This is a genomic window from Psychrobacillus sp. FSL K6-2365 (genome assembly GCF_038003165.1).
GTDB classification, from domain to species: Bacteria; Bacillota; Bacilli; order Bacillales_A; family Planococcaceae; genus Psychrobacillus; species Psychrobacillus psychrodurans.
Genome location: NZ_JBBOOO010000001.1, coordinates 703,195 through 724,037, shown reverse-complemented (window position 1 = coordinate 724,037; position 20,843 = coordinate 703,195). Strand labels below are relative to the sequence as shown.

Sequence of the window (20,843 nt, the reverse complement as noted above, 5' to 3'; positions counted from 1 at the left end):
TTACTCTCCTGCAAGGTCTTTCACAAATTTTGGTAGTACAAATGCCGCTTTGTGAAGCTCTTTTGTATAGTATTTTGTTTCGATATCAAAAAATTGCTCATCTGGCACTTGTAATGGATCATACTTCTTAGATCCGATTGTAAAGCACCATAATCCACTTGGATATGTTGGAATATTCGCCAAATACATATTTGTAATTGGGAAAATTTCTTTCACATCTTTTTGAACTTGGCGGATTAAATCTGCCTTGAACCAAGGGTTGTCCGATTGCGCAACGAATAAACCGTCTTCTTTTAACGCTTTAGAAATTCCAGCGTAGAAGCCTTTTGTAAAAAGGTTTACTGCAGGTCCAACTGGCTCTGTAGAATCTACCATAATTACATCATATTCATTTTCAGACTCAGCTATATGCATGAAACCATCGCCTACTTGAACATCTACACGAGGATTATCTAATTCACATGCAATTTCCGGTAAGTATACTTTTGAGTACTCAATTACTTTTCCATCTATATCAACAAGCGTTGCTTTCTTCACTTTAGGATGCTTCATAATTTCACGAATTACTCCACCGTCTCCACCACCAACTACTAACACATTTTCAGGGTTAGGATGTGTGAATAAAGGAACATGTGCAACCATTTCATGGTATACAAATTCGTCTTTTTGAGAGGTCATTACCATGCCATCTAAAAAGAGCATATTTCCCCATTCTTCAGTTTCTGCCATTTCTAACAATTGAAAATCTGTCTGCTCGGTATGAAGAGTGCGTTTCACCTTCATTGTGATGCCAAAATTCTCGGTTTGCTTCTCTGTAAACCAAAATCCAGCCATTTATCTATCTCCGTTTCTATAATGGGTTTTGTTATTTATTAAAAAAATAAATACATTGAAAGTATAGTGCTTTTTGACAAAAGTGCAATAGTTTTTTGTTTTTCCGTTTAATTTGAATCTATTGTTCTCATACTAATGAAAACATCAATTAGAACGGAGTTGATTTCATGGGGCGTATTCAATACAGAAAAAAGGTCATACGAACTAAAAGATGGAAAAGGCTGTTACTTTTAAGTATTGCCTCTATTTGTGCACTTTTTAGCGCATTCATCACGCTCCGAATATATGCTCAAATCGTTGGTGCCCCTATGATTCAAGTGCCAATTTCTTCTGTCTTCTTAGACAGTCAAGGGAATGTTATCGGTGATCGTTTTAAGGAGCAACGCAGATATTGGATTTCATTGGATGAAATGTCCCCTTTTCTACCACAAGCTACTGTAGCAGTTGAAGATCAGGAGTTTTATGAGCACCACGGGTTTGATTATTCTCGAATTGCTTCTGCTATTTTAAAGGATATAAAAGCCGGTAAAAAGGTGGAAGGTGCCAGTACAATTACGCAGCAATACGCTCGGAATTTATTTCTAACCCATGAAAAAACTTGGACCAGAAAAATAAATGAAGCATTATATGCGTACCGACTAGAAATTTTCTACGATAAGGATGAACTGTTAGAAGGATATCTGAATACGGTGTACTTCGGCCATGGTATGTATGGCGTCGAGGCAGCAAGCAGATTCTATTTCGGAAAGAGCGCCAAATCTTTAACTCTAGCTGAATCCGCACTTTTAGTCGGAATTCCGAAAGGTCCTACCTATTATTCACCTTTAGTAAATGAAGAAAAAGCAGTCACTCGCCAGCAGCTCATCTTGACATTGATGGAAAACCAGCAAAAGATTACTACTGAGCAAAAGGAACGTGCGTATAACGAAAATTTCGTATTAAAGGCAGAGGACTCTTTAGTTAAACAGAAAACCGCTCCTTATTTTTTAGAGGAAGTGTGGAAAGAGGCTACAGATATTGCCTTAGAAAAAGGTCGCCGTATTGAGGAAGGTGGCTGGACGATTGAAACTACGTTAAACAAACAGCATCAACAAGTAGCAGAACAAATGATTGAAAAGTGGATGCCAGAAGGAGAATTACAAGTAGGATTCGTCAGTATGGAACCAGATACTGGTTTTGTGACAGCAATGGTAGGTGGACGAGATTTCGCGGATAGCCCATTTAACCGTGTTACGCAGGCTAAGAGACAGCCCGGTTCTACCGTAAAAGCATTATTATTTGCAGCAGCTTTGGAAAATGGATTCTCCCCCCTTACTTATATGAAAAGTGAACGTACTATTTTCACATATGATAATGGCCGCCAAGAATATGAACCGAAAAATGTGAACGGTGAGTTTGCAGGTCACCCTATTTCTCTGGCACAAGCTCTCGCTATTTCTGATAATATTTATGCAGTTAAAACGTTAGAAGAAATTGGATATAAACCTTTTCAACAATTAACGGAAAGATTTAATTTGGATATGACTGTCAAGGATACTCCTGCTACAGCGCTGGGGACAACGGAAGTTTCCTTACTAGAAATGACAAAAGTTTATAACACCATATCCGCTGGAGGAATCCAGAAAAAACCTACTTATATTACGAAAATAACAGATAAAAGCGGAAACGTTATTTATGATATAAAGGAAAATGATATAAAAGGGAAAAAGGTATTAACCGAACAAGATTCATTTATATTATCTCATTTACTCACAGGCATGTTCGATCCTGTTTTCAATGACTATTCTCCTGCAACAGGTATTAGTATTCGAGCAAAACAAACGAGACCTTATGCTGCAAAATCTGGAACTACAAACACCGATCAATATTTGATAGGCTACTCTCCACAGTTAACAACCGGTGTATGGAATGGGTACGATCAAGGTAAACAAGTGAGCGATGCAGAAGCGAAACAAGTAACAAAACAAGTATGGATTGAATTTATGGAGGCTGTTCATCAAGGACTCCCAGTCGAGCCCTTCGTTGCTCCAGACGGTGTGCAAGGTGTCATTGTCGATATAGAGACAGGTGGAATCGCTACATCTGACTGTGAAAAACAGCGATTAGTATATTTAAAGGAAAAAGATGTGCCAACTAAGCTTTGCACCGATCCAAAATTGAAGCAGCAAACTTTCGAGGATAAATCTGAAGACTCTCCTCCTTGGTCTATCTTCCCATTTAATTTATTTGAATAAGGGATAAAATGGAAAAACGGTCGAACTAGATTAAAAACCCGTAGTATTTCAAAACATTATCGGCTGATTTGGATATCAATAAAAATAAAATAAAAAGCATTCTACTACCTATTTATAGGTAATAGAATGCTTTTTCTTAGCTTGGCTTTCTGTAAAAAAATGCGTTTATAGGATTGGGTTGTCCATTCACACAAACAATTTACATATTTGAGTCCACTAAGTGTCCTAGCATTACATGGAAGTAAGCTTTAACTAAATTGTACTTTCTTTTTGCTTTTAATTCAACCACCTAAACAGACTATTTGATTAGTTGGCTTAGACAGATAGATCTTGGTGTAGCTTTTCTTCGCTTCTTTCCCACATTTCTTTGTTATGATTCTGTAAGAATTCACGTAAAATAACTTTGGAGCGGTCATCCATAAAATCTACCAAAATTTGACGTTTCATTGATTTGTCCATACGATTTACATGATCTGCTAAGATTTTATAGCCACGACGTTTTTCACGGTTGATAACCATTTCACAGGCACTAACCCCAGCAAAATAAGGTCCTTCTGGATTATAATCTATTGTCACCCAGACAAGCCAATACGGTTTTCCTCCAGCGGAGTCTTCTCTGTTTGTCGTAAATTTAATGCCTCGCTCGGTGTCACTTCTGGCATGCATTGCTCCAATTTCGACTCTCGCAACGTCTTCTTCTATATCAATAATGACTGGTGATACATTCTCTAATGAAAGAGAACCTACACCAAATCCCTTATGTCCATCGGTCGGATCATTTTTAATAATCGTGAAGCCAATTTTTTGTTTTGGTTTTTCTTCGTTAGTCATTCGATAGTCCCCTCCGTTCTGGTATGATACTAGTATACAGAAAATTTCACTTAAGGAGGAAATGAAATGCCATATGTAACAGTAAAAATGCTAGAAGGACGTACGGACGAGCAAAAAAGAGCATTAGTTGAGAAGGTAACTGCAGCTGTTTCCGAGACAGTTAATGCACCTGTAGAGAATATTACTGTATTCATCGAAGAAATGCCGAAAAATCATTATGGAACTGCTGGTAAGTTGTTCAGCGATAGATAAGAAGATTGGAAACGAGCCTTTTTTGAAGGGTTCGTTTTTTTATTCCATTCATGTTGCCATTCGGAAGGTTACTTGCTCTCTCCTGTCGTATACTTGCGCTCAATAGTGATTTACTTGCTCTCTTTATTAGTTACTTGTGCTACTTCTCAGTTTACTTGCTCTTAAGTAACTTTTACTTGCGGAAAGGATAATTTTTACATAAGAAAAACCGGGAAAAAAAAACGCCCGGTCCTTTAAGTTCAAAACCTGTTTCTAACGTTTTCGAAGTGCTTTGGACAGACGTTTTGCTGTATGATTACCGAGTGAATTTTTAGTGATATTGGTAATCTTATGGCGTTTGCCTGTCCGTCGCCCTCCTACAACGCTAAGAAACAGATTAGTGCATTTTTGGATAACTAGAGATAAGATACTTTCCTATTCATAGAGGAAGCTCACGAAGATGCAATTTCGTGAGCTTCTTCGCTTCTTTATGAGGCAAATACTTACTACTTCTCTTTATTTCCACTGGTAAAAAGAAAGTCTGATCCCTTCATCCATCATGAAATAATAGCATTTCTAATTCAACAGTGATTACAAATGGTTTTTCCCTACATTAACTTGGACTAATCTTATTATCTAAGCGATATGCTTTGCCAAATTTAATAATGGGGACTACTCACATAGTTGATTGTAGTGCAAAGTGGCGACTCCAGTGGGAAAAGCGTTAGGCGAAGACCCCGCAGCGAAGACATTGGCCAAACTTTGTTTGGGTAATGTCTTTGCGACGAGTAACCGCAGGAGCATTTGTTTTCCAGCGAGGAGGCTGAGGCAACGCCCACGGAGGCCAACAGGAGGTTGGTCACGAAGGCGTTGCCACACGAGGTGGTGCTTTTAGCCTTCGTTCCTTTGTAACCACCTGAAACGGAAATCAGCAGGATTATTCTCTCTTAAAAGTGTCGAGAACCCAGTGTTCACTGGACATTTTTATATACTTTCTTATCTTTTAAGAAAAACCGGGGAGAAAGACGACCGGTTCTTAAAATATAAACCCGTCTCTAGTGTTTGTGTAGGGCTTTGAATAGACTTGTTGCTATTTTATTACCGAGTGAATCTTTAGATGCGCAAACCAGGTGTTCAAAGTACATTTTTCTTACCTATCAAAAAAAGCCATCCTACTGGATAGCTCGTTCATTCATGAGATTCATGACAAATGTAAATGCCTCGTCGATCTCTTCTTTTGTGAAGTTAAGTTTACCTTTTACAACATGAAGTTTTTCGATTTGTTCCTCTTTTGGTAGATAATCGAAATACAATAATGTCGATACTAGTTCTAGGAAACGAGAACTTTTATCTTTCATTTGGTTAATGCATTCTACTAAATCTCGTGTTGCTTCAGGAACTTGTGCCATTTGAGTGAAATGTTCGCCTGCATCGGTCATTTGGTATTTATATTGTACGTATGAGCCTTTATCTTGTCGTTCTTCTTGTAAAAACCCCATATTACATAATTCTTCAATTCGTAAGGTAAGCTCTTCTGAATAAGGGCCATAAAAATGGAATTCGTATTTTTCCTTGTATGGATATTGAAGTTTTTTTGCGATATAAATCATTTTTTGCAGTTTTTTTCTTCCTGTTATGCCGTTAGCTGCTCCGATAAATTGCACAATTTTTGCATGTTCTTCTATCAAAATTAGACCCCTCCTTTACTTTCGTACATTAAGTCAATAAATCGAGTATTTGCTTTTTCAGCCCTTTTTTCTTTCCATCCTTAGTTAAAATATCTTCTGGGAAATACAATTTATGGTCCGTTCTTCTTTTTCCGGAGATTGCCTCCACTATTTCTGATTCGCGTGATAGTTCTCGAATTTCTCCATTTGGTTTTAACAAGTGAATTGGTATACGCTCACCTTCTTCCCCAGGACGATAAAAGTCATACGGTAAGTCTGAAGAGGAATCGAAAACTAAGTAATACTCTGGGTCTATACCCGCTTTTTTGAATAACAACTCCAACTCTTTCATTTTCATATAATCTTTTGCCAAATCAAATTCAATATATTGGAATAATTTTCTATTAACAAAACGATTACTTAAGTCTGATAGAATTGGATCTTTCTCTGTCATCCAGAGCTGAAAGTAGGTCAATAAAACCCCTTCATCTAAAGCTAGATACTCGTTCAAAGTATATGTACCATCAAAGAAACCTCTAAAATGAGTCGGTTGTTGTTCAAAATCATATCCCATTTCACTTAATGCTTTTGCTCGATGCAAGATTTTCGTCAAGATTACCTCAGCACTGCGGGAAACTGGATGAAAATATACTTGCCAATACATTTGATATCTACTCATTATATAGTCTTCAACTGCATGCATTCCACTAGATTTGATGACCACTTGATCTTCTCTTGGACGCATCACACGCAAAATTCTTTCCATATCGAAGTGTCCATAGCTTACTCCAGTAAAATACGCATCTCTTTGTAAATAATCCATGCGATCAGCATCAATTTGACTGGATATTAAACTAACTACCTGCTTGTTTGAGTATGTTTTACCGATAACGTCGGCAACTCTTTGTGGAAAATCTTCACTCACTCTTTTTAATATCTCATTTACATCCGTATCGCCAAGTATTATTTGTTGTGTGAAATATTCATGGTCTAATCCAAACACATTTTCAAACGCATGAGAAAACGGACCATGTCCTAAATCATGGAGAAGAGCGGCACATAGCACTACTAGCCTTTCAGAATCGTCCCATTCCGGTCGGCCACTAAAACTATCATCTACAATTCTTCGTACAATTTCGTACACACCTAACGAGTGATTGAAACGGCTATGTTCGGCACCATGAAAAACTAGATACGTAGTTCCAAGCTGTTTAATGCGGCGAAGTCGTTGAAATTCCTTTGCTCCGATAACATCCCAGATAACCTGATCGCGAACATGGATATAGCGGTGAACTGGATCTTTAAACACTTTTTCTTCTGCTAGCTTTTGTGTCGCATAGCTCATTTTTCCACCTCCGTAATGCTAGTTATAACTTTGTATCCATTATAAAGAAAAAAGCCGCATATTGAAAGGCGGCAAAAGGTCTTATTAATCTGCTATTTTGGCACGTACTTTTTCCATTAATTCGTCTTCAGTTAGCGCTGCAACTGGACGGTTATTGATAAATGCGAATGTTTTTTTACGTCCGGGACCGCAGTATGACTGACATTCGTTCACTTCAATTTCCGCCTCGGGATCAATTGCTTTTAATTTTGGAATCAATGTTTTTAAATTGACGGCCTGACACTCATCGCAAACTCGAAAATGATTTGCCATAGTCCACAACCCCTTTCATTCAACGGAGGCATTCACATAATTTAGTATTTTTTTTACACCAACTGAATTATTTAAAAAAGTAATAGTCTACAGGTCATTGTATCTTAAAGTTTATATTGCTATCAAGTGTATATTACGTGAATAAAAGAGCGATAAGTTGACCATTATGTTAATAGAACAACGAAACTATGAACATGGTAGGAGGAAGAACATGGTAAAAATTAGACAGGACGCATGGATGACAGAAAATGATGAGATGCTAGCAGAGATGGTATTACGTCACGTTCGAGAAGGTAGCACTCAACTAAATGCATTTGAAGAAGCTGGTGATGAATTAAATAGAACTGCAGCCGCTTGCGGATTTCGCTGGAATGCAGTCGTCCGCCATCAATACGAAAGTGAATTAAAGGAAGCTAAAAAAGAAAGAAAAGAAAAGCTACGTATATTAGGAAAGGATTATAGACGAAGAGGAAACGGAATTTATCTAGCTAAACCTCAAGAAGATGGCGATCGTGCACAATCTATTCCAGTATCTGCATTATCAATTGATATTATTATCGCGTATCTTGTACGATTGCAACACAGTGATTCAGATATTTCTAGATACCGTCACCTTTCAACTATTTCAAATGAAAAGATTCGTAAATTAGAAAGTGAACTTGCAAAACTTGAAAAAGAGAACGCAGCTATTAAACAAGATTACGAGCAATTTGTACAAATCATGAACCGAGCTAGACGTCTTGTAACATTAAACGAAGAGGAAATCCCAGCAGTACCCGTTTTTCAAATGGAGAAGAACGGTAACCTAGTATCTAAAGAACCACCAATCGTTTAGAAGATTGGTGGTTTTGTCTGTAAAAGATCTCAAAACTTGATTAGAAATAGAGTCATATATTAAGTACAGCAATGACCACCACTTTCTTTTCCATGGGCTTTGGCTTCAGCATGCGAGGGTCATCTGCTCAAGCTATTCCCACAAAGTTCTTCGTGGAGGTCCTTTTCTTATGTTTCAATTTAAAATATCTATTTTTTTCTTATAGTTTGATGAAAAGACATCTAAGAAAATATATTATCATTTTTCTAGCATTTTCTTATTCCTGTCTACCACTCGTTGCATGTAAAAGAGGTACAATTCCATTTCATCTGGTGTGACGGACTGGTTGATAACAACACTCGATAATTGTTGGAGCATCTGCTGGATACGAATGACGATATCCTCTACTTTGAACGATGTACCAAGCAGTTCATTCATCGATGCCATCACTCCTGGTTTAATATCGGGATATGTAAACTTTGTGTTTTCTCCTTGTAAGCCGATTTCGTAAAATTTACGAATTAGTTCTGCTCGTTCACTTCCACTACCTTCAATACATAGATACACTTGCACTGCGATTCCCTGACGAAGTCTACGCTGAGAAATTCCAGCAAACTTTTTACCATTTATACTTAAATCATATGAACCTGGACAATACGATCCAATAATCTCATAAGCTTCTATTTTCCCACCTGCCTCGGGGAATAAAAGCTCTACAAATGCAAGCATCACTTCATAGCCAGTAGGTATATCAATTGCCTGTTTCGCTTCCGGCAAAATAATAGATACATTAAGTACACCTTCATCTAAGACAACAGCTAGTCCGCCCGAATTACGAACGATTGGGGAATATCCCTGTGTGCGAAGAAAATCCTGTGCATCTTCCACGAACGGTAGTCGGTGATCTTGTATACCTAACACAACAGTTTGGGAATGGACCCACGTACGAACGGTTGCAGGTGACTGCTCTTGTCCTACTAGATGACAAAGTAAATCATCCGATGCGAACGATTCGAGTGCTGATCTACTCTTACCGCTAAGTGATTGATCCCAAAATCGCCACTTTTCTTGTTGCAATAAATCTTCTATTTCTGACATGTAACTTCTCCTCAAATAAGTGCTTGTGCAGCTGTAATATAAGCTAGTTTATATACATCATCTGCAGAACATCCTCGTGATAAATCATTTACTGGTGCATTCAATCCCTGTAAAATAGGCCCAATTGCTTCAAATCCACCTAAACGCTGTGCAATTTTATAACCAATATTCCCTGCCTCTAATGAAGGAAATACAAATACCGTTGCATCCCCTTTTACTACTGCATCTGGAGCTTTTTTTGCTGCTATTGCTGGAACAATACTCGCGTCGAATTGTAGCTCTCCCTCTATTATAATACCTGGATCCATCTGTTTTGCTAATTCAGTAGCTCCCACTACCTTTTCTGTTTCCACCGATTGGGCAGAGCCTTTTGTAGAAAAAGATAACATTGCGACTTTTGGTTTTATTCCAAAGGCTGCAGCTGTTTTAGCACTTTCAACTGCTATTTCCGCTAAGTCTTCACTAGTTGGTGCAATAGTAATTGCACAATCAGCGAATACATATCGAACATCATCTTTCACCATGATGAACGCTCCACTTGTTTTCGAGATTCCTGGCTTTGTTTTAATAATCTGTAATGCAGGGCGTACTGTTTCAGCAGTTGTATGTGCTGCTCCACTAACCAATCCATTTGCTTGCTCCATATAAACTAACATTGTTCCAAAATAATTGACGTCTTTTAAAATTTCACGCGCTTGTTCTTCTGTCACTTTACCTTTACGACGTTCTACGAATGCAGAGACAAGCTTGTCCATTTCTTCATAATTTTGGGGATTAATAACGGTTAGAACAGAAGGGATCTCTTCTTTATTTCCAATAATAATGGGATGAATGATACCTTCTTCCTGCAATTTCAGAGCTGCCGTAATAATTCGCTCATCATTTCCCTCAGGTAATATAATAGATAAATTGGCATCCCTTAATTTTTCTTTTATTTCTTGAAAAAAATCCGCCATTTTTTCTCCTCCTACGCTCATTTTTGTTACTTCAAGCATACACGAGTTTGTCACAGATTGTCATGTCAAAGCCGTGTCATTAGAAGAAAAGTTCGAATGTATATGATACACTGAATATGCGATTATTTAACTTAAAGGAGTGTCATAAATAATGAATGAAGCAGCAATTACATTAGATGGTTGGTACGTATTACATGATTTCCGCCAAATGGACTGGGCATCTTGGAAACAAGTAGATCCTGAACTACGCAAACAAGCTACAGAAGAGTTCGTAGCATTTTTGGATGAAATGCAACTTGCTGATGATGCAAAAACGGGAGCTCATGCTTTTTACACAATTGTTGGGCAAAAAGCAGATTTTATGTTAATGACATTACGTCCAACAATGGATGAGCTTCAAGAATTGGAAGCAAGATTTAACAAATTGACAATAGCGGACTTCACAATTCCTGCTTATTCATACGTTTCAGTAGTAGAATTGTCTAATTACCTAGCAGGTGAATCTAACGAAGATCCATATCAAAATCCACATGTACGCGCACGTTTATACCCAGAGCTTCAACGTTCTCAATATATTTGCTTCTATCCAATGGACAAGCGCCGTGATGGAGATGACAACTGGTATATGCTACCAATGCAAGAGCGTAAAGATTTAATGCGAAGCCATGGTTTAATCGGTCGCAGCTACGCAGGAAAAGTGAAACAAATAATTTCTGGTTCAGTTGGCTTTGACGATTTTGAATGGGGCGTAACACTATTCTCAGACGATGTTCTTCAATTTAAAAAGTTAATATACGAAATGCGTTTTGATGAAGTAAGTGCTCGTTATGCAGAATTCGGATCATTCTTCACAGGTACTATTCTTGCCGGTGAAAAGCGCTCTACATTCTTTAATATTTAGTAGGAAAAGGCTGCAGCTATGCAGTCTTTTTTTAGATTAGAAAGTATATAAAGATGTCCTGTGAATACTGGATTCGTAGGGGTTGCGGCTGAAGGCGTGCACAAAGAAAGCGTCCGCTCTTCGCTACAATCAACGGCAAATCTAGGTTTCTGTTGAGAGAGGAACGGGCTTCTTTTTTTCATTTTCTTCACAATCTACTTCCAATATTCCCCTATCCGCAAGTAAACGTTGAGTCAGAGCAAGTAATTCAAGCACTAGAGCAAGTAAAAAGGTATTGAAAGCAAGTAAGCAAGCTTTTGCCATATACTCAAACAAAGTAAACTCCTTTTATCGGAATATAGTTGTGTTTGTGGCCCTCTAAGTCTTGTGTAATCCCCTATAGTTTCAAAAATCCATTAAACGGAAAAACGCTCGCTATTTTTAGACAATCTTTGTTCATCATTTTCTAGCTGGATGCATAGTGTATGGGTAGGAGGTGATGCAATGGCAGTCGTCAAATCCAACACGAAGCAAATGGAATTACTTGCACGGCTGATGCGAGCAGAAGCGGAAGGTGAAGGCGAGCTCGGCATGCTTATGGTTGGAAACGTAGGAGTAAATAGAGTTCGTGCTGCCTGCCTAGATTTCAAAAATATACGTACGCTAGAGGAAATGGTTTTTCAAAGCCCCGGAGGATTTGAGGCAACACAGAAATCGTACTTCTATCAACGTGCACGTGAGCAAGATAAAAGGCTTGCCCAAAGAGTTATTAATGGTGAACGTTTTCATCCTGCAACCCGTTCTTTGTGGTTTTTTGAACCGCCTGGTGAATGCCCAGCTCAGTGGTATAACCAATGGAATACTGGCCGTTTCAAATCGCATTGCTTTTACTCTCCTTCTACCGCAGATTGTCCTGAAATTTAATTCAGAAAGGATGTATGAATGGTTCAATATTATTGGCACCCTGGAGGTTTTCCCCAACAGCAACAGCAGATGCAACAACCGATGACCCCACCTAGCGTACAATTACCTGCAGCTACTAGACAACAGGAAGAATCTTATATTGAAAATATTTTAAGAGCGAACAGAGGCAAGTTAGGTACATTCTATTTTACGTTCGAGAACAACCGAGAAAGAAATAATTTAGTAATTACCGGCTATGTGGAAGCAGCTGGTCGAGATCATGTCATTATTAGTGATCCAAATGGTAAACGATACTTAATGCTTATGATTTACTTAGACTATGTAACATTTGATGAAGAGATTAATTATTTCACATGATGCCTAGAGCTTATTCGTATTTGCGAATAAGCTTTTTTATGATTGAGTGCTCCACAATTCTAGATGAAACTCGCACCACCTAAGCTTTTTCTCAAAATAAAAAAGCCGAACCCACGTGAGATTCGACTTTCCAACTAGTTTGCGTATTTCACTGCAGCTACTATGAGCATAATCCATCCTGCTAAAAATGCTACTCCACCAATTGGCGTTATTGCACCTAAAACACTAATTCCCGTTAAACTCAAAACATATAAGCTACCAGAGAAAATAACAATTCCTGCAAGTATTAAATACCCTGCAGTATTCAAAGTAGAGAGTGGGCCAAGCACTTTACTGCTCATCAATATACCTATAGCTATTAAAGCTAACGAATGGAACATCTGATACTGAACTGCTGTATCCCATGTCGCCAAATATTTGTCGGCCACCTTGCCTTCTAATAGATGAGCTCCAAATGCTCCAAGAGCAACAGATAAAAATCCATTAATAGCACCTGCTATAATAAAAAATTGCACAAATTTCTCCTTCTTTCTCTTAGAAATCGAATAGGGAATCCCCATTTGCATCTTCTTCTTTTAAAGCGACTGGTTGTGTAGGTAGAATAGCTGAAGACGTCTGTACACTTCTAGTAATAGGAGCTTGTGACGGAATTTGACCTTCTAAACCAGCATCACATAGCGCCTTGATTGCCACAAGCGATTCTCTGACAGATTGTTCAGTTCCATTATTTTTTGCGTACTTTAGATGTTTATCTATTTGCATTAAAAGTTGCTCATTAGAAATCATCGTCTATGACCCTCCACTTGCTTTGGTTCAAATTTCAAGCATTCCATACCCGAAGAACGCTTAACTATTACAGAGGGAAGTTCCTTTGTTTTAAATCCATATGCTTTACATCCACGAGGATTTCGCGCATCCCATGTCGTAAAAAAGTGTCGACATTTGAAACAATTTACAGGCAATGTCCTCCCCCACTTTCCACTGACTATCGTAGCATATTTATAGGCAAAAATCGATGGGTTGCTCACCCCATGCTGCTAATTGGACATTAATCCTGGAATATGGCTTACTCCCAAAAAATCCTCGATGCGCACTTAGCGGGCTAGGATGTGGTGCTGTTATAATCATATGTTTCTCGGTATCTATTAGTTTTATTTTGGACTGTGCGGGCTTGCCCCATAAAACGAAAATAATAGGCTTTTGACGATCAGAAAGCTTTTGAATGACAGCATCTGTATACGTTTCCCAGCCCATACCTTTATGTGAATTCGCTGCTCCAGTTCGAACAGTTAACACTGTGTTTAATAGCAGAACACCTTGCTTCGCCCACTTCTCTAAATATCCATTAGTTGGAAAAGGGCAGCCTAAATCATCCTCTAGTTCCTTCAGCATATTCCTTAAGCTCGGCGGTATGCGGACACCTGGCTTCACTGAAAAACTCATTCCATGGGCTTGGCCATTCCCATGGTACGGATCTTGACCCAAAATCACTACCTTAACGTTATCATAGGCTGTAATCTTAAATGCACTGCCAATTTCGTTACGTGCAGGAAAAATTGTTTGAGTAGCATATTCCTTATCTAAAAATAACTGTAGCTTTTTATAATAAGGCTTCTCCTGTTCCTCTCTTAACACATCTTTCCAACTAGGCATGTCCATGTCACTCCTTAAAATCCACTTCTACTTCATAATCTACTAACTGGAACATTTCTTTCACCGACTTAGCAGCATTGTCTTCTGCTAATTGTAAAATCCCCTGTCCAGTTGTTTCTTCAATCATCATCTCTTTTGCAGTCTCTGCAAGTTCATATGCTTCCTCGATATCCGCTTTTTCGCGGAATAACCCTTCATATGAGAATACTTCAACCTGGTCAAATAAAATCTCTGGTCCACCTAAAAATTCTGGATGTGGCAATGTTAACTTGGCCGTCTTATTCTCATCATTTACTACTATATCTGATTCGGTTACCTGTGAAAAATCGACGCCAGCTTTGACAGTTCCTGGTACAACTACAAGGAGCTGTCTTTTCGTTCCAGGTAAATCAATCCCAATCTCTTTTCCAAATACTGCATTATCTTGTCTTTCAATAATTACTTTGGTATATGCCTGTGCTGTAGACAACTCATTCAAAGCTTGTACTTGTTCGACGAATGATCCTTTACTTTCGGTGAACGTACTTCCTTTAATAGCCCAAAAGGCTGCAAATGGAAGTGCCGCTACTAATAAGAGAATGAGAAGCCCAATGAGTAGAAAGGACTTCGAGCCAAATTTATATAAAACACGGGGCATCTTCCAAAAGTTAATACCTTTACGGGAAGGACTTTCCGCAATAGTTGCAGCTGTCTCATCTTGCGCTTTTAACTCCTTCAAAAGCTTTTCCATTTCACGAATCTTGTCCTCTTTTCGCATACCATCCCTCTTTTCCTCTGTTTCTATTATGTTTACAATAGCGAAAAGTTTCGCTATTAACAACTAATCTACCATGATACGATGAATAAAAGGAGATTTTTCATATGGCAGATTTTCACTATCGAGAGAAGTTAAAACAAATTGAAAAAGCAGCAAGTAAGAATATGTTGTCAGAAGGCGCTAAAAACATTGGAATGGGATGTTTTGTTTTTGTATTCATCCTAGTAATAGCATTTTTAATTTTTTTATCTGTTTCATTATGGATAAATGATATTATTGTCGGTTCTCTATTAACAGGTATTGTAGTTCTCGTCTGTCTATTTGTTTTATATAAGCTTTGGACAGCTCCCAAGATTCCATAATGTAAATATCCGACAAAATCTGATACAATAAAATAATTATAAGCAGTATAGAAAAAGGAGAAAAGTCCAATGTCTATCAAAAAAACACTTACAATAGCTGGTTCCGATACTTCTGGTGGAGCCGGAATTCAAGCAGATTTAAAAACTTTCCAAGAACACGGTACATACGGCATGAACGTTTTAACAGTTGTTGCTACTATGGATCCCGATAACGGTTGGAGCCACGGAGTATTTTCATTGCCAGTAGACGAGATTAAACGCCAAGCAAAAACCGCATTGTCTACAAACGTTGATGCTATTAAAACTGGAATGTTAAGTACAGAAGATATTATAGAAACTGCAGGGAACATTATAGAAGAAGCAGGAGTTCAAAGTGTAGTTATTGACCCTGTAATGGTATGTAAAGGCGAGGATGAAGTACTAAACCCTGGAACAGTGGATGCAATGATTACGTTCTTACTTCCACGCGCATTAGTAGTTACTCCTAACCTATTTGAAGCTGGACAACTGTCCGGAATTGGAGCTTTGAAAACAATCGAGGATATGAAAGCAGCTGCCGAAAAAATTCACGCACTTGGTGCTAAAAATGTAGTCATCAAAGGAGGAAAACAGTTAAAACATGAAAAAGCTGTTGATCTATTCTTCGATGGTCAAACCCATACACTTTTAGAAACAGAAAAAACTGAGACTACTTATAATCACGGTGCTGGTTGTACGTTTGCCGCAGCAATAACTGCAAACTTAGCTAATGGCTTATCTGTTGCCGATTCAGTTTTTGAAGCGAAGGAATTTGTTTCGGCAGCCATCGCTCATGGGTGGAAGTTGAATCAATACGTTGGTCCAGTCCTACATGGTGCTAAAGGTAAATTTGGTGCACCAGAAGTAACTACCACAACTGTTTAATACGCTGTTATTAACTCGTAAGGTCATCTATGACTTACGAGTTTTTTTATGTTAAATTCAATCATTCGCTTCATATAGTTTTTTTCATTATACTAGTAGCAGACAGTATGTTAGGAGGCAATATGAATGGAAATTGTTCAAGTAGATCGCTTGCAAGAGCTTTTAAATAACTTTGCAAACGAAGATGTATATATACATTTAGAAACGACTAATGGTGCATATGCTGCCCATTTTAACGAGAATGTTTTTAATGCAGGAGCATTTATTCGAAATGTAATGATTCGTTATGAACTTGGAAAAATAGCTGGAGAAGCTCCACATCGTATAGGTTTGAAGCTACCTCATGGTTGGGTTTATGCGCAAGGAATTACCCATTTCGAGCTAGATGAACACGGTCGATTACTGATGGCCGGTCATGACCAAAGTGGAAAATTAGCGGTTGCATTACAAATTAGTAAAACACCATTTACTTATTAAGGAGGACAAATAAATGACATTACCAATGGAACGACATGTACTAGTTGTATTCCCTCACCCAGATGATGAAGCATTTGGAGTATCAGGTACAATTGCTACTTATATTAATCAAGGAATTCCGGTTACATACGCTTGCTTAACCCTAGGAGAAATGGGAAGAAATTTAGGAAACCCTCCGTTTGCCACACGTGAAACATTGCCTCAGATACGTAAAGAAGAATTACTTGCATCAGCTAAGGCAATGGGTTTGACAGACCTTCGTATGATGGGATTACGTGATAAAACGATAGAGTTTGAAGACGATGAAAAAATGGTCGAGATGATGCAAAATCTAATATCTGATACGAACCCTTCACTTATTATTACATTTTATCCTAATTATGCAGTACATCCCGATCATGATGCGACCGGACGTGCAATGGTTCGTGCGGTACGACGTATGCCAGAAGAGCAACGACCGACGATTTATGCACTAGCATTCTCTAATGATTCTAAGGAAGTTCTAGGAGAACCAGATATTGTTCATAATATAAAAGAAGCAGCAGTCCAAAAAATGGGCTCTATGCGTGCCCATATTTCACAAACTGCATGGATGTTAGAGGAAATGGATAAACGTCTAGCAGATGGGGAAACCGAAGCAGAGAACTGGCTAAACTTTGAACGTTTTTACACCTATGATTTCTCCAAAGATTTCGAATAAAAAAACTTTTCGATAACTATAGACTTATCTCTGTATTTGAATTATTATTTGTAAGCGTCATCATTACACTACATGAATAAATATTCAAATATAGAAAGTTGGTCTGTTTCATGAAAAAGTTTTCCTTATCCACATGGCTATTGTTCTTACTCCCGTCTATAGCGGGTGTTATACTTTTTATGATTCCTCTACCATTTGATGGTGGATTTAAAATACCGATAGCTTGGCTTGCGAGTATTCTTTCAACAGTACTTGAGCCTGTTGTACAATGGCTTGCTTTGATAACACTTTTAATCGCTGCAGTTGGTTCGACAATTTTTCTATTCAAACCTAAAGAAGAAACCTTTATCAATAACTTGTTTAAAGTAACTCCTTTTTGGACAGTAACACGGATTGTTGGAGCAGTGTTTTCCATCTTAATCATTTGGGAAATTGGCCCAGAAGCAATTTGGAGTGAAAATACAGGTGGAATGTTATTAAGTCCAACTGGATTAGTGTCCTTCTTATTTACCATTTTCTTATTCGCAGGATTGTTGCTACCTCTTCTATTAAACTTCGGATTACTGGAGTTCTTTGGTACTATGATGGTGAGAATTATGCGTCCGTTATTTAAATTACCTGGCCGTTCCGCAGTTGACGCTCTTACGTCATGGGTTGGAGATGGTACAATCGGTGTTTTGCTTACGAGTAGACAGTATGAAGAAGGCTATTACACGAAGAAAGAAGCAGCAATTATTGGTTCTACCTTCTCTGTAGTTTCAATTACGTTCTGTATTGTTGTATTAGATCAAGTAGGTTTGGGTAAATACTTCCTTCCGTATTATTTAACTGTTCTACTTTGTGGTATAGTTCTTGCGTTTATCATGCCAAGAATTTATCCACTTGCTGGAAAAGAGGACGTACATATTGATGGACGTCCACTTGACTTAGAAGCAGAAAAGTTCCCTGAAAATTATAATGCTGTTACACATGGTTTAGAAAATGCATTAAATACAGCCAATAAAAACCGCTCGATTAGTAAGTTTTTCGTTGATGGTATAAAAAACGTGGTGGATATGTATATCGGGGTTGCACCTGTGGTGCTTGCATTCGGTACAATTGCATTAATGCTTGCAGAATATACTTCGGTATTTGCTATTTTAGGCAAACCATTTGAACCTTTGCTTATGCTTTTCGGAATTCCAGAAGCAGCTGCAGCAGCTCAAACTATGGTTGTTGGTTTTGCAGATATGTTCCTACCATCAATACTTGGTGCGTCTATTGAATCGGAAATGACTCGTTTCTTTATCGCTACAATGTCCGTAACACAATTGATCTATATGTCAGAAGTAGGCGGATTGTTATTAGGCTCGAAAATTCCGGTTAATATTAAAGATTTAATCGTTATTTTCTTACTACGTACGCTTATTGCATTCCCAATCATTGCTGTAGTAGCACATATATTGTTTTAAATAAAAACAGCGAACCTTATAGAAGGTCCGCTGTTTTTTTTGTTGCTAGTTTAGTTAACATATCCTTTGTCATTGCATCTAAATCGTATTTAAACGAAAAGCCCCACTCTTCCTTCGCAGCTGTTGCATCAATCGAATCTGGCCAGCTGTTTGCTATTGCTTGACGAATTGGATCCACCTCATAGTTCATGGCGAATGTAGGTATTTCTTTTCTTATTGATGCTGCAATTCCCTCAGGTTCAAAGCTCATTGCTGTTACATTGAACGCATTACGGTGTATTAGTTTGCTTCCGTCTGCTTCCATTAAGTCTACAATCGCCTGTAATGCATCAGGCATATACATCATATCCATATATGTTCCAGCTGCAATATATGATGTATATACTCCATCTTGTATTGCTTTATAGTAGATATCCACTGCATAATCAGTTGTTCCGCCACCTGGTAAAGTTTCATTGGAAATTAGCCCTGGGAAACGTACTCCACGTGTATCTAAGCCAAACTTGTTAAAATAGTAATCACATAGTAGTTCACCAGATACTTTGTTCACACCATACATGGTTGTTGGACGCTGTAATGTATCCTGTGGAGTATTCCTCTTAGGTGTAGATGGACCAAATGCTCCTATAGAGCTTGGAGTAAAGAACTGTAAGCCTAGCTCTCTTGAGGCTTCTAATGCATTCACTAACCCACCCATGTTCAAATTCCAGGCAAGTAAAGGTTTTGCCTCCGCTGTTGCTGATAATAGAGCTGCCATATGAATCATCGTATCAGCTTTAAAATCCTTTGCGAGCTGATGCATTTTTTCTCCGTCTGTCACATCCAAAATTTCAAAAGGACCACTTTCCGATACAGGGGAAGCTATATGTCTAATATCTGTTGCTAATACATTTTCCGAGCCATATTCTTTTCGCAATTTGGTTATTAACTCTGAACCAATTTGACCTAAAGCTCCAGTAACCATAATTTTTTTCATGAAAATTCTCCCTTTCAAAAACAAATGTATTTTTGAGAAGTACATTATTATCCTTCAAACCATTGATATGACTAGTCTTTCATGAGAATTATTATACAATGTTCATTCACTAAATACAATACCTCAGTTTAGGGAGTTTTGTTATAATAAAATAAAGGAGAGAATGATATGAGACTATTACCACTTATATACATATTTATTTTCGGAGTTGTACTAACTGTAGCTTTGCTATTTTTAAACCTACCATTTTGGTTAATTTATATAGTAATTATAGTTGTATACGTTGTATTACTTGTTTTACCTCAAATGTATACGATTTATAAATCTAACAATCTGAAAAAGATTAAGCGCTTTTTGGAGAAAAATAAACAGAAGCCTCTATTTGCATACCCACTTGCGGTAAAGAACGGCGATCGTGAAGAAATAATCTCTTCCATTCAACTTATTTTATCGAAGTACAAACAACCATATATGCAAGAGGTATATAAAACAAATTTAGCTTTATTTGAAAATAATGTATCACTGTTTGAACAACGCGCTAAACAAATAAGTAAAGAACCACTTCATACATACTACATTGCATATGCCGAAGCTCGGAAAGGGAATTTTGAAGAAGCTCATTCTTTAAAGGGGAAGTTGCCAGTTGGTTGGATGCCCTATGCAATAGATGCAATTATCGCTCTGGAAAAAAGAGATTTGAGCGGTTTTCGTATAGCCACTGAGCAGTGTATTCACTTGGCTAGTGGAATTCAGAAGTTTAATCTTTTTTATTCGTTTGAATGGATGGAAAAAGAGTATGCAAACTAAACAAAAAAACGCTGAAAACTATCAGCGTTTTTTCACTATTTTTTTCTATAATTAAGTTCTTCTGTGTGCTACCGACTATATGGAATAGGTACAAATCTTCATAAGCACCATCGAGAAAAATTGTTATTAAAATATGTTCCATTCCATTCTCCAAAGTTGCAATAACCTGGAATTCTACTTTTCGATGAACCTCACTTCGTTCAACCTTCATCTTCGTAATTAATGGTAACTTACTCAATAAACCTGCCCCCCCACAGTGAATGATTCAAAGAAA

General features: G+C 37.8%; 27 protein-coding genes. 12 read left to right on the top strand and 15 right to left on the bottom strand.

Going from position 1 to position 20,843, the window contains the following annotated elements; translation table 11 throughout:
- Complete coding sequence (speE, locus tag MKY29_RS03730) at window positions 1-834, bottom strand: spermidine synthase (protein ID WP_093493763.1); 834 nt, start codon at window positions 832-834, stop codon at window positions 1-3.
- Window positions 835-1,001: 167 nt separating this feature from the next.
- Between speE and MKY29_RS03725 the strand changes: the two genes are divergently transcribed.
- Window positions 1,002-3,068 carry a transglycosylase domain-containing protein gene (locus MKY29_RS03725; RefSeq protein WP_093493761.1) on the top strand — a complete coding sequence of 689 codons (2,067 nt, stop codon included), beginning with the start codon at window positions 1,002-1,004 and terminating at the stop codon, window positions 3,066-3,068.
- Between the two features lie 315 nt (window positions 3,069-3,383).
- Here MKY29_RS03725 and MKY29_RS03720 read toward each other — a convergent pair whose 3' ends face one another.
- Window positions 3,384-3,899, bottom strand: a complete 516-nt coding sequence (locus MKY29_RS03720) for a YwhD family protein (RefSeq protein ID WP_340879025.1) — start codon at window positions 3,897-3,899, stop codon at window positions 3,384-3,386.
- A gap of 66 nt (window positions 3,900-3,965) precedes the next feature.
- On the opposite strand from MKY29_RS03720, the gene MKY29_RS03715 reads away from it, so the two are divergent.
- A complete protein-coding gene (locus MKY29_RS03715) occupies window positions 3,966-4,151 on the top strand; it encodes a 2-hydroxymuconate tautomerase (protein WP_093493757.1) in 186 nt (61 codons plus the stop codon).
- A 1,151-nt stretch (window positions 4,152-5,302) separates the two neighbouring features.
- On the opposite strand, the gene MKY29_RS03710 is transcribed toward MKY29_RS03715, so the two are convergent.
- The 3 genes from MKY29_RS03710 to MKY29_RS03700 form a co-directional block, all read right to left on the bottom strand.
- Entirely contained in the window at window positions 5,303-5,818 is a 516-nt protein-coding gene (locus MKY29_RS03710) for a YwgA family protein (RefSeq protein ID WP_090564536.1), read from the bottom strand.
- Between the two features lie 28 nt (window positions 5,819-5,846).
- Window positions 5,847-7,142, bottom strand: a complete 1,296-nt coding sequence (locus MKY29_RS03705) for an HD domain-containing protein (protein ID WP_340879024.1) — start codon at window positions 7,140-7,142, stop codon at window positions 5,847-5,849.
- A gap of 84 nt (window positions 7,143-7,226) precedes the next feature.
- Window positions 7,227-7,454 carry a DUF1450 domain-containing protein gene (locus tag MKY29_RS03700; protein ID WP_090564542.1) on the bottom strand — a complete coding sequence of 76 codons (228 nt, stop codon included), beginning with the start codon at window positions 7,452-7,454 and terminating at the stop codon, window positions 7,227-7,229.
- A 211-nt stretch (window positions 7,455-7,665) separates the two neighbouring features.
- Here MKY29_RS03700 and MKY29_RS03695 point away from each other — a divergent pair, with 211 nt between their 5' ends.
- A complete protein-coding gene (locus MKY29_RS03695) occupies window positions 7,666-8,289 on the top strand; it encodes an RsfA family transcriptional regulator (protein ID WP_090564544.1) in 624 nt (207 codons plus the stop codon).
- A 237-nt stretch (window positions 8,290-8,526) separates the two neighbouring features.
- Here MKY29_RS03695 and MKY29_RS03690 read toward each other — a convergent pair whose 3' ends face one another.
- Both MKY29_RS03690 and pta read right to left on the bottom strand, forming a co-directional pair.
- Window positions 8,527-9,366 carry a lipoate--protein ligase family protein gene (locus MKY29_RS03690; RefSeq protein WP_340879023.1) on the bottom strand — a complete coding sequence of 280 codons (840 nt, stop codon included), beginning with the start codon at window positions 9,364-9,366 and terminating at the stop codon, window positions 8,527-8,529.
- A gap of 11 nt (window positions 9,367-9,377) precedes the next feature.
- On the bottom strand, window positions 9,378-10,322 hold the full coding sequence (pta, locus tag MKY29_RS03685; RefSeq protein WP_340879022.1) for a phosphate acetyltransferase: 945 nt from the start codon (window positions 10,320-10,322) through the stop codon (window positions 9,378-9,380).
- 151 nt (window positions 10,323-10,473) lie between these two features.
- Here pta and hemQ point away from each other — a divergent pair, with 151 nt between their 5' ends.
- The gene (gene hemQ, locus MKY29_RS03680) at window positions 10,474-11,223 is read left to right on the top strand and encodes a hydrogen peroxide-dependent heme synthase (protein WP_090564550.1); all 750 of its coding nucleotides are present in this window, start codon (window positions 10,474-10,476) and stop codon (window positions 11,221-11,223) included.
- A 141-nt stretch (window positions 11,224-11,364) separates the two neighbouring features.
- On the opposite strand, the gene MKY29_RS03675 is transcribed toward hemQ, so the two are convergent.
- Complete coding sequence (locus MKY29_RS03675; protein WP_340879021.1) at window positions 11,365-11,526, bottom strand: hypothetical protein; 162 nt, start codon at window positions 11,524-11,526, stop codon at window positions 11,365-11,367.
- 180 nt (window positions 11,527-11,706) lie between these two features.
- Here MKY29_RS03675 and MKY29_RS03670 point away from each other — a divergent pair, with 180 nt between their 5' ends.
- Both MKY29_RS03670 and gerQ read left to right on the top strand, forming a co-directional pair.
- Window positions 11,707-12,126 (top strand): cell wall hydrolase, encoded by a 420-nt coding sequence (locus MKY29_RS03670; RefSeq protein WP_093493752.1) that lies wholly within the window; start codon window positions 11,707-11,709, stop codon window positions 12,124-12,126.
- Between the two features lie 18 nt (window positions 12,127-12,144).
- Entirely contained in the window at window positions 12,145-12,483 is a 339-nt protein-coding gene (gene gerQ, locus MKY29_RS03665; RefSeq protein WP_090564554.1) for a spore coat protein GerQ, read from the top strand.
- Between the two features lie 134 nt (window positions 12,484-12,617).
- Here the strand turns inward: gerQ and MKY29_RS03660 are convergent, their stop codons facing one another.
- The 5 genes from MKY29_RS03660 to MKY29_RS03640 are packed head-to-tail and all read right to left on the bottom strand — an operon-like array spanning window position 12,618 to window position 14,893.
- Window positions 12,618-12,998 (bottom strand): DUF423 domain-containing protein, encoded by a 381-nt coding sequence (locus MKY29_RS03660; RefSeq protein WP_093493750.1) that lies wholly within the window; start codon window positions 12,996-12,998, stop codon window positions 12,618-12,620.
- Between the two features lie 19 nt (window positions 12,999-13,017).
- Entirely contained in the window at window positions 13,018-13,269 is a 252-nt protein-coding gene (locus MKY29_RS03655) for a YwdI family protein (RefSeq protein WP_093493748.1), read from the bottom strand.
- Window positions 13,266-13,445, bottom strand: coding sequence for a uracil-DNA glycosylase (locus MKY29_RS03650; protein WP_340879020.1), 180 nt, complete (start codon window positions 13,443-13,445; stop codon window positions 13,266-13,268). The genes MKY29_RS03655 and MKY29_RS03650 overlap by 4 nt, the downstream gene beginning before the upstream one ends.
- 37 nt (window positions 13,446-13,482) lie before the next feature.
- Window positions 13,483-14,136, bottom strand: a complete 654-nt coding sequence (locus MKY29_RS03645; protein ID WP_241595097.1) for a uracil-DNA glycosylase — start codon at window positions 14,134-14,136, stop codon at window positions 13,483-13,485.
- A 7-nt stretch (window positions 14,137-14,143) separates the two neighbouring features.
- A complete protein-coding gene (locus MKY29_RS03640) occupies window positions 14,144-14,893 on the bottom strand; it encodes a DUF4230 domain-containing protein (protein ID WP_093493745.1) in 750 nt (249 codons plus the stop codon).
- A gap of 104 nt (window positions 14,894-14,997) precedes the next feature.
- Between MKY29_RS03640 and MKY29_RS03635 the strand changes: the two genes are divergently transcribed.
- The 5 genes from MKY29_RS03635 to MKY29_RS03615 all read left to right on the top strand — a co-directional run bounded on the left by MKY29_RS03635 (window position 14,998) and on the right by MKY29_RS03615 (window position 18,786).
- Window positions 14,998-15,255 (top strand): hypothetical protein, encoded by a 258-nt coding sequence (locus MKY29_RS03635; RefSeq protein WP_093493743.1) that lies wholly within the window; start codon window positions 14,998-15,000, stop codon window positions 15,253-15,255.
- Window positions 15,256-15,324: 69 nt separating this feature from the next.
- Entirely contained in the window at window positions 15,325-16,158 is an 834-nt protein-coding gene (gene thiD / locus MKY29_RS03630; protein WP_090564568.1) for a bifunctional hydroxymethylpyrimidine kinase/phosphomethylpyrimidine kinase, read from the top strand.
- Window positions 16,159-16,284: 126 nt separating this feature from the next.
- The gene (locus tag MKY29_RS03625; protein ID WP_093493740.1) at window positions 16,285-16,635 is read left to right on the top strand and encodes a YojF family protein; all 351 of its coding nucleotides are present in this window, start codon (window positions 16,285-16,287) and stop codon (window positions 16,633-16,635) included.
- Window positions 16,636-16,648: 13 nt separating this feature from the next.
- Window positions 16,649-17,335 carry a bacillithiol biosynthesis deacetylase BshB2 gene (gene bshB2 / locus MKY29_RS03620; protein ID WP_093493738.1) on the top strand — a complete coding sequence of 229 codons (687 nt, stop codon included), beginning with the start codon at window positions 16,649-16,651 and terminating at the stop codon, window positions 17,333-17,335.
- Window positions 17,336-17,445: 110 nt separating this feature from the next.
- A complete protein-coding gene (locus MKY29_RS03615; RefSeq protein WP_241595095.1) occupies window positions 17,446-18,786 on the top strand; it encodes a YjiH family protein in 1,341 nt (446 codons plus the stop codon).
- A 16-nt stretch (window positions 18,787-18,802) separates the two neighbouring features.
- On the opposite strand, the gene MKY29_RS03610 is transcribed toward MKY29_RS03615, so the two are convergent.
- Window positions 18,803-19,762 (bottom strand): L-threonine 3-dehydrogenase, encoded by a 960-nt coding sequence (locus MKY29_RS03610; protein WP_093493734.1) that lies wholly within the window; start codon window positions 19,760-19,762, stop codon window positions 18,803-18,805.
- A gap of 168 nt (window positions 19,763-19,930) precedes the next feature.
- Between MKY29_RS03610 and MKY29_RS03605 the strand changes: the two genes are divergently transcribed.
- On the top strand, window positions 19,931-20,569 hold the full coding sequence (locus MKY29_RS03605; protein WP_093493733.1) for a hypothetical protein: 639 nt from the start codon (window positions 19,931-19,933) through the stop codon (window positions 20,567-20,569).
- Here MKY29_RS03605 and MKY29_RS03600 read toward each other — a convergent pair.
- Complete coding sequence (locus tag MKY29_RS03600; protein ID WP_093493731.1) at window positions 20,520-20,807, bottom strand: hypothetical protein; 288 nt, start codon at window positions 20,805-20,807, stop codon at window positions 20,520-20,522. The genes MKY29_RS03605 and MKY29_RS03600 overlap by 50 nt on opposite strands.
- Window positions 20,808-20,843 lie beyond the last annotated feature (36 nt).

Bases quoted from the DNA above. Each gene is read 5' to 3' on its own strand.
- speE (WP_093493763.1), bottom strand. From the start codon at position 834: ATGGCTGGATTTTGGTTTACAGAGAAGCAAACCGAGAATTTTGGCATC.
- MKY29_RS03725 (WP_093493761.1), top strand. From the start codon at position 1,002: ATGGGGCGTATTCAATACAGAAAAAAGGTCATACGAACTAAAAGATGG.
- MKY29_RS03720 (WP_340879025.1), bottom strand. From the start codon at position 3,899: ATGACTAACGAAGAAAAACCAAAACAAAAAATTGGCTTCACGATTATT.
- MKY29_RS03715 (WP_093493757.1), top strand. From the start codon at position 3,966: ATGCCATATGTAACAGTAAAAATGCTAGAAGGACGTACGGACGAGCAA.
- MKY29_RS03705 (WP_340879024.1), bottom strand. From the start codon at position 7,142: ATGAGCTATGCGACACAAAAGCTAGCAGAAGAAAAAGTGTTTAAAGAT.
- MKY29_RS03700 (WP_090564542.1), bottom strand. From the start codon at position 7,454: ATGGCAAATCATTTTCGAGTTTGCGATGAGTGTCAGGCCGTCAATTTA.
- MKY29_RS03695 (WP_090564544.1), top strand. From the start codon at position 7,666: ATGGTAAAAATTAGACAGGACGCATGGATGACAGAAAATGATGAGATG.
- MKY29_RS03690 (WP_340879023.1), bottom strand. From the start codon at position 9,366: ATGTCAGAAATAGAAGATTTATTGCAACAAGAAAAGTGGCGATTTTGG.
- pta (WP_340879022.1), bottom strand. From the start codon at position 10,322: ATGGCGGATTTTTTTCAAGAAATAAAAGAAAAATTAAGGGATGCCAAT.
- hemQ (WP_090564550.1), top strand. From the start codon at position 10,474: ATGAATGAAGCAGCAATTACATTAGATGGTTGGTACGTATTACATGAT.
- MKY29_RS03675 (WP_340879021.1), bottom strand. From the start codon at position 11,526: ATGGCAAAAGCTTGCTTACTTGCTTTCAATACCTTTTTACTTGCTCTA.
- MKY29_RS03670 (WP_093493752.1), top strand. From the start codon at position 11,707: ATGGCAGTCGTCAAATCCAACACGAAGCAAATGGAATTACTTGCACGG.
- gerQ (WP_090564554.1), top strand. From the start codon at position 12,145: ATGGTTCAATATTATTGGCACCCTGGAGGTTTTCCCCAACAGCAACAG.
- MKY29_RS03655 (WP_093493748.1), bottom strand. From the start codon at position 13,269: ATGATTTCTAATGAGCAACTTTTAATGCAAATAGATAAACATCTAAAG.
- MKY29_RS03645 (WP_241595097.1), bottom strand. From the start codon at position 14,136: ATGCCTAGTTGGAAAGATGTGTTAAGAGAGGAACAGGAGAAGCCTTAT.
- MKY29_RS03640 (WP_093493745.1), bottom strand. From the start codon at position 14,893: ATGCGAAAAGAGGACAAGATTCGTGAAATGGAAAAGCTTTTGAAGGAG.
- MKY29_RS03635 (WP_093493743.1), top strand. From the start codon at position 14,998: ATGGCAGATTTTCACTATCGAGAGAAGTTAAAACAAATTGAAAAAGCA.
- thiD (WP_090564568.1), top strand. From the start codon at position 15,325: ATGTCTATCAAAAAAACACTTACAATAGCTGGTTCCGATACTTCTGGT.
- MKY29_RS03625 (WP_093493740.1), top strand. From the start codon at position 16,285: ATGGAAATTGTTCAAGTAGATCGCTTGCAAGAGCTTTTAAATAACTTT.
- bshB2 (WP_093493738.1), top strand. From the start codon at position 16,649: ATGACATTACCAATGGAACGACATGTACTAGTTGTATTCCCTCACCCA.
- MKY29_RS03615 (WP_241595095.1), top strand. From the start codon at position 17,446: ATGAAAAAGTTTTCCTTATCCACATGGCTATTGTTCTTACTCCCGTCT.
- MKY29_RS03610 (WP_093493734.1), bottom strand. From the start codon at position 19,762: ATGAAAAAAATTATGGTTACTGGAGCTTTAGGTCAAATTGGTTCAGAG.
- MKY29_RS03605 (WP_093493733.1), top strand. From the start codon at position 19,931: ATGAGACTATTACCACTTATATACATATTTATTTTCGGAGTTGTACTA.